This window comes from Dyella sp. ASV21, from assembly GCF_016428975.1.
In the GTDB taxonomy this organism is placed as follows: domain Bacteria; phylum Pseudomonadota; class Gammaproteobacteria; order Xanthomonadales; family Rhodanobacteraceae; genus Dyella.
In genome coordinates this window covers 1-450 of record NZ_JAELTT010000174.1, presented here as the reverse complement: position 1 = coordinate 450, position 450 = coordinate 1, and the positions used below count along the sequence as shown (strand labels likewise).

Here is a 450-nt window from a genome sequence, read left to right as displayed (position 1 = left end):
TGGCGAACGGATCGGTGGCGTCGGACAGCCTGGACGCGGTGAACGGCAGCCAGCTGAATACGGCCGCGCAGAGCGTCGCCGATGCACTGGGCGGTGGTGCGCAGTTCGATCCGTCGACGGGCACGGTAACGGCACCGTCGTACGAGCTGACGGACACCTCGGGCAATAGCGAAACGTTCAACAACGTGGGTGACGCGCTGTCGCAGCTGGATGGCCGCGTGGATGGCAACACCACCAACATCACCAATCTGACCGAGCAGCTGAACCAGGGTCAGATCGGTCTGGTGCAGCAGGCAGCCCCGGGTGCGAACCTGACGGTGGGCGCAGGTACCGATGGCGAGGCGGTGGACTTTGCCGATAAGGATGGCAACGCTCGCACGCTGAAGAACGTGGCAGCGGGTTCGCTGGCGTCGGACAGCGTGGACGCGGTGAACGGCAGCCAGCTGAATA

1 pseudogene is annotated in these 450 nt (G+C 64.9%); it reads left to right on the top strand.

Annotation, left to right across the window (positions count from 1 at the left end):
• A pseudogene (locus JHD67_RS21455) lies at nucleotides 1-450 on the top strand (hypothetical protein); the annotation flags it as partial.